This is a genomic window from Stenotrophomonas sp. FR010, assembly GCF_047520755.2.
GTDB classification, from domain to species: Bacteria; Pseudomonadota; Gammaproteobacteria; order Xanthomonadales; family Xanthomonadaceae; genus Stenotrophomonas; species Stenotrophomonas sepilia.
Genome location: NZ_JAXBQT020000047.1, coordinates 1 through 5,617, shown reverse-complemented (window position 1 = coordinate 5,617; position 5,617 = coordinate 1). Strand labels below are relative to the sequence as shown.

The window sequence follows — 5,617 nt, the reverse complement described above, 5'->3', positions numbered from 1 at the left end:
GGCGCGCCTGCCCTGGCTGGCGCGCCACCAAAGCCCTGGCAAGGCACAATGATCCCGTTTCACTTTCGCAAGGACGAGGAGAACCGCATGGACGTTACCCGAAGGGTTTCACTCTGCATGGCGCTGGCGCTGGCGCTGGCGCTGGCGCTCGCTGCTGTTGCTGGACACGCTGCAGCCGTCGAACAGGTCCAGCTGCCGCCGATGAAGGGTTACCAGCAGGCCCACCAGAGCACCGACGCACAAGGCAACCGCATCACCGAGTACGTGCCGCAGGGCCAGACCGTGCAGGACTGGACCGACATGGTCACCGTCAATGATGCGCCGAACAGTGGCCATGTGAGTCCGCGCGAGTTCCTCGGCATCATCGAGGCGGGGTGGCGCATGGCCTGTCCGGCTGCGCAGAGCCACTGGATCCGCGAAGGCGAGGAGGGCGGACGGCCATTCGCGCTGCTGATGCTCAGTTGCCCGCTGAACCCCGGCACCGGCAAATCGGAGTTCACCTGGATCAAGGGCATGCAGGGCAGGCAGGGCTTCCACACCGTGCAGAAGTCGTTCCGCGCCGAGCCGGAGAAGGACGACGTCGTGCAGTGGATCGGCTGGCTGCGCGAGGTCGGCTTGTGCGGCAGCGGCACCGCACAAGCCTGCCACTGATCGCAGCGAAAGAGGGCGCCCAGCGGCGTCCTTCATGCATCAGAAGCGGTGCGTATAGCCGCTCATCACGCCAAACTGGTTGGCCTTCTGCACGATCGGGCTGTTGGCCGCATCGCCGAGCAGGCGCGTGCCTTCGGCCGAGATGTACCAGTTGCCATTACGGCCCACGCGGTGGCTCCACTTCAGGCCCACACCGGCGCTGACCAGGCCGGCCTTCGGTTTGTGCTCGGCAAAGCCGGTGCGCGCGGCCTGTTCCGGACTGACGCCGTACCAGGTCTGCATGTAGCCACGGTTGCCGTAGTCGGTGGAGACGCTGCCGCTGACCACGCCACCGGCCAGGTCGAACAGCGGCATGCTCAGGTTCAGGTGAATCTGCTGGGTAGCCAGTCCGTTCTCAGCCTTGTCCTCGTCCTTGCGGGTGAACTGCCAGGAGCCGCTCAGCACGGCTTCGCCCAGCGTATATCCAGCCGAGACACCGACCAGGGGACGGGTATCGATATCGCCCATGCCGCGCAGGAAGTCCGAACCGCCGAGCAGCGAATCCTTGTCCTTGCGGATACCGCTGGCACCGACATAGGCGCGCACGCGGGTGTGCTCGCCGAGGGTCGTGCCCCAGCCGATGCCACTGGTGCCCAGAAACCAGCCCCCTGGCGAGGTGACATCGAAGGACAGCGAAGGCGTCGCACGGTACTCCTCGCTGCCGCTGTAGCGCGGCGCCACGCCACCACCGGCGGCGAGCTCGAAGGTCCAGTGGTCATCCTTGGCGTGGGCGATCGGGGCAGCGAACAGTGGCAACAGGGCCAGGCAGAGCAGGGTGTGGGAACGGCGAAGCTGGGACATGGAAACTCTCGACAATGGGAGGAAAAGCAGCGCGCGCATCCGGCGAGTGCTGCAGGGTCGCTAGCGTGGCGATACGCCGGCGACCGATCCGTCCGCAGTTGTGCGGGAGTTGTAATCAACTGTAATTGCGCCCGTGGGCGTTCAGCTGGCAGCCAGCGGCCAGTGCATTTCCAGGCGTGCGCCGCCGAGGGCGGCGCGACCGATGCGCAGTTCGCCGTGGTGGCGTGCGGCAATGCGGCCGACGATCGCCAGGCCCAGGCCGAAGCCGCCGGTGTCGCGGCTGCGGCTGTCATCCAGGCGGGTGAACGGGCGGACCACCTTTTCGCGGTCAGCCTCGGCGATGCCGGGGCCGTCGTCGTCCACGCGCAGGCAGGCGCGCCCGCCCACACTCACCAGCGACACGTCCACCTGCGAGCGCGCGTGGCGCAGGGCATTGCCGACCAGATTGCTCAGCGCCAGCTGCAGCAGGCGCGGTTCCGCGTCCAGCCGAGGCAGGGCACTGGGCTGCACGCGCAGCACCAGGCCGGCACGTTCGGCATCGCGGCGGGCATCGGCCAGGCAGGCCTGCAGCCAGTCGTTGGCTTCGATCCGCTGCATCGGTTCGCCCTCGCCCGGATGCTCGAGCCGTTCGTAGGCCAGCAGTTCGCTGACCAGCCGGTTGAGCTCGGCCAGGTCGCCATGCAGGCCCTGCGCCAGTCGTTCGCGGCGCTCGCGGTCATCGCTGTCCTGCATCAGGTCCAGGCCAAAGGCCACGCGCGCGATCGGCGTGCGCAGTTCGTGCGAGATCGCATGGGTCAGGTCGCGCTGGCGCTGCACCAGTTCGGCCACGCGTGCGGCCATGCGGTTGGAGTGATCGACGATGACCCGGATCTGCGAGCGTGGCGAAACCTGCGCGCGTGCCTGCAGATCGCCGGCGCCGATGCGGTCGGCATGCACGCGCAGGGCCTCCAGATCGCGCCAGAGCAGGCGAACCCAGGCGTACAGGCTGGCGCCGACCAGCAGCAGGATGCTGAGGTAGGCCGCGATGGTCATGTACGTGGTCATCTGCACCGCGCCAGGCAGGCGCAGGTGCAACCAGCGACCATCGATGCCTTCGATCGGCAGCAGGACCTGCTGGTACTGATCGCGCACGATGAAGCCATCGGCCTGCACGGCTGCCTGTTCCTGCGGGGCCAGCGCGGGAGGCGTGTCGAGCAGGGTCAATGCGATGCCATAGTGCGGTTGCCACTGCTGCAGGCGCTTACGCTGCTGGCTACCGTCCAGGCCGGCCAGGCCGCTGCGCAGGGCGTACACCTGCCCGCGCACCTGCTGGACGAAAACGCGATCCTGCACGGGGGTATAGATGCTGTCGAGCACCCGGTTGAGGAAGAATACCGAGGCCAGGAAACAGGCGCTGGTGATGAACCACAGCCACAGGAACAGCCGCTTCATGCCGTCCAGGCCGACGGATTGAACTGGTAGCCGCGGCCCCACACGGTCTTGATCCGCCGCGGCTCGCGCGCATCGTCGCCGAGCTTGCGACGCAGCTTGCCGATGCAGACGTCAACGCTGCGGTCCAGGCCGTCGAAGCCGATACCGCGCACCGCCTGCAGGATCTGGTCACGGGACAGGATCTGCCCGGGCTGGCTGGCCAGCAGCCACAGGATTTCGAATTCGGTGGTGCCCACGTCCACCGTGGCGCCGTGCAGGTGTACCTCACGCTGCATGCGGTCGATCAGCAGTTCACCGTGCATCAGCCGGCTGGGCGTGCCGGTGTTGCTGCTGCCGTGGCGGCGGCGCAGCAGGGCGCGCAGCCGGGCCAGAAGAAGGCGTGGTTCGATGGGCTTGTGCACATAGTCGTCGGCGCCCGATTCCAGGCCCAGCACCTGTTCGATGTCGTCCTCGCAGGCGGTCAGCATCAGGATCGGCACATCGGAGAAGCTGCGGATCTGCCGGCACACGTCGATGCCGCCCAGGCCGGGCAGCATCAGGTCCAGCACCACCAGCTCCGGCGCGTGCTGGCGGCAGGCGGCGCCGGCGAGGTCGCCGCGTGCGATGTGCTGCACGGCGAAGCCATGCTGGTGCAGGTAGTCGCTCACCAGTTCGGCCAGGCGACGGTCGTCCTCTACCAGCATGACCGACGTAGGCGAACTGCTGGTGGTGGGATGCCAGGGCGATGGCTGCATGGGTGGGGCCTCCGTGCCCGGGCAGGAGCGCCCGGCGGCGCAGCCTAGCAACGCCCCATGACGGCTGCCTGAATCGCGGCCAACCTGATAACCGCCGGTACGGGCGTCATCGCCAGTGGCTTTCAGCGGCGGGTGCCAGCTGGCCTATGGTGGCGGTTTCCCCGGATGGAGCCTGGTGCAATGAGCGAACCGCAGTGGCAACTGGAAACCCTGGCCGTGCACGGTGGCTACCGTCCCGACCCGACCACCCGCGCGGTGGCGGTGCCGATCTACCAGACCGTGGCGTATGCCTTCGATGACACCCAGCACGGTGCCGACCTGTTCGACCTGAAGGTGCCCGGCAACATCTACACGCGCATCATGAACCCCACCACCGACGTGCTGGAGCAGCGCCTGGCTGCACTGGAAGGTGGCATCGGTGCGCTGGCGCTGGCCTCGGGGCAGGCCGCGATCACCTATGCCCTCCAGACCATCGCCGAGGCCGGTGACAACATCGTCGCCTCCAGCGCGCTGTATGGCGGCAGCCTCAACCTGCTGGCCCACACGCTGCCGCAGTACGGCATCCAGGCGCGCTTCGCCGACCCGGCCGATCGTTCTGCGTTCGCCGCGCTGATCGACGAGCGCACCAAGGCGGTGTTCGTCGAATCGATCGGCAACCCGCGCGGCAACGTCACCGACATCGCCGCCATTGCCGAGGTGGCGCATGCGGCGGGTGTGCCACTGATCGTCGACAACACCGTGGCCACCCCGTTCCTGCTGCGCCCGTTCGAGCACGGTGCCGACATCGTCGTGCACTCGCTGACCAAGTACCTGGGCGGCCACGGCAACAGCCTCGGCGGTGCCATCATCGACTCCGGCCGCTTCGACTGGGCGGCGCAGCCGAAGCGTTTCGCCCGCCTCAACCAACCCGACCCCAGTTACCACGGCGTGGTCTATACCGAAGCACTGGGGCCGGCGGCCTACATCGGCCGCGCGCGGGTGGTCCCGCTGCGCAATACCGGTGCCGCGTTGTCGCCGTTCAATGCGTTCCTGATCCTGCAGGGCATCGAGACCCTGGCCCTGCGCATGGAGCGCATCAACGCCAATGCACTGGCCGTCGCGCAGTTCCTGAAGGCGCACGACAAGGTCGCCTGGGTGCGTTACGCGGGACTGGCAGACGACCCCGAGCATGCCGCCGCGCAGCGCTACCTGGGCGGGCATGGCTCGGGCGTACTGACCTTCGGCCTGCCGGGCGGGCGCGAGGCTGGCGCGCGCTTCCTCGATGCGCTGAAGCTGTTCACCCGCCTGGTCAACCTGGGCGACGCGAAGTCGCTGGCCACCCATCCGGCCTCGACCACCCATCGCCAGCTGGATGCCGCGGAGCTGGCCAAGGCCGGCGTCAGTGAGGACACCGTGCGGCTGTCGATCGGCATCGAACACATCGGCGACCTGCGCGCCGACCTGGAGCAGGCCCTGGCCGCCGCCTGATAGCCACGCGCTTGGTCGTCATCGCCATAGGCGATCACCGCCGGCCACGCGATGCGCTAGGGTGGAACTGCCTCTCCAAGGCGTGGCAACGTGGCGATCCAGATCCCCGGTCGATGCGGGTCGACCGGGGATTTTTTTGTTTCCGGGGTCAGATCCGTTTTCCTGTGGAAAACAGATCTGACCCCATGTGCCGACGGTCGGCATCAATCCTGGTAGATCCACGCCATGCGTGGATGGATCACCATCGGAATCGAACATTCCGACAGTTCATCAAACAGCATCCACGCATGGCGTGGATCTACTGCAGAACGCGGGAAATTGTCGAAGGCGGGGTGGGTCCGCTTGCGGGGGCGTGAGCCGCATGGGCCCGAGGCATGCCTCGGGCGGGTTGGGCAGGACGCCCAACCCCGGTCTTGCCGTGTGCGCAGGATTGCGCACACGAGCAAGCGGCGACCGAGCTTACATGGGTGAGGGCGCTTTGCTTGCGAAGCACT

5 protein-coding genes are annotated in these 5,617 nt (G+C 67.5%); 2 read left to right on the top strand and 3 right to left on the bottom strand.

The genetic code is table 11. From position 1 onward, the window contains the following. The first annotated feature begins 87 nt into the window (after positions 1-87). On the top strand, positions 88-651 hold the full coding sequence (locus ACM0PK_RS21450) for a hypothetical protein (RefSeq protein ID WP_414608098.1): 564 nt from the start codon (positions 88-90) through the stop codon (positions 649-651). A gap of 39 nt (positions 652-690) precedes the next feature. Here the strand turns inward: ACM0PK_RS21450 and ACM0PK_RS21445 are convergent, their stop codons facing one another. From ACM0PK_RS21445 to ACM0PK_RS21435, 3 genes are all read right to left on the bottom strand, one after another. Beyond that, positions 691-1,491: a MipA/OmpV family protein gene (locus tag ACM0PK_RS21445; RefSeq protein ID WP_072167660.1), complete on the bottom strand. Its 801-nt coding sequence runs from the start codon at positions 1,489-1,491 to the stop codon at positions 691-693. Positions 1,492-1,632: 141 nt separating this feature from the next. Then, the gene (locus tag ACM0PK_RS21440) at positions 1,633-2,922 is read right to left on the bottom strand and encodes an ATP-binding protein (RefSeq protein ID WP_414608099.1); all 1,290 of its coding nucleotides are present in this window, start codon (positions 2,920-2,922) and stop codon (positions 1,633-1,635) included. Continuing rightward, a complete protein-coding gene (locus ACM0PK_RS21435) occupies positions 2,919-3,656 on the bottom strand; it encodes a winged helix-turn-helix domain-containing protein (protein WP_005418539.1) in 738 nt (245 codons plus the stop codon). The genes ACM0PK_RS21440 and ACM0PK_RS21435 overlap by 4 nt, the downstream gene beginning before the upstream one ends. Before the next feature lie 180 nt (positions 3,657-3,836). Between ACM0PK_RS21435 and ACM0PK_RS21430 the strand changes: the two genes are divergently transcribed. Then, positions 3,837-5,123, top strand: coding sequence for an O-acetylhomoserine aminocarboxypropyltransferase/cysteine synthase family protein (locus tag ACM0PK_RS21430; RefSeq protein WP_180890572.1), 1,287 nt, complete (start codon positions 3,837-3,839; stop codon positions 5,121-5,123). Positions 5,124-5,617 lie beyond the last annotated feature (494 nt).

Bases quoted from the DNA above. Each gene is read 5' to 3' on its own strand.
- ACM0PK_RS21440 (WP_414608099.1), bottom strand. From the start codon at position 2,922: ATGAAGCGGCTGTTCCTGTGGCTGTGGTTCATCACCAGCGCCTGTTTC.
- ACM0PK_RS21435 (WP_005418539.1), bottom strand. From the start codon at position 3,656: ATGCAGCCATCGCCCTGGCATCCCACCACCAGCAGTTCGCCTACGTCG.
- ACM0PK_RS21430 (WP_180890572.1), top strand. From the start codon at position 3,837: ATGAGCGAACCGCAGTGGCAACTGGAAACCCTGGCCGTGCACGGTGGC.
- ACM0PK_RS21445 (WP_072167660.1), bottom strand. From the start codon at position 1,491: ATGTCCCAGCTTCGCCGTTCCCACACCCTGCTCTGCCTGGCCCTGTTG.
- ACM0PK_RS21450 (WP_414608098.1), top strand. From the start codon at position 88: ATGGACGTTACCCGAAGGGTTTCACTCTGCATGGCGCTGGCGCTGGCG.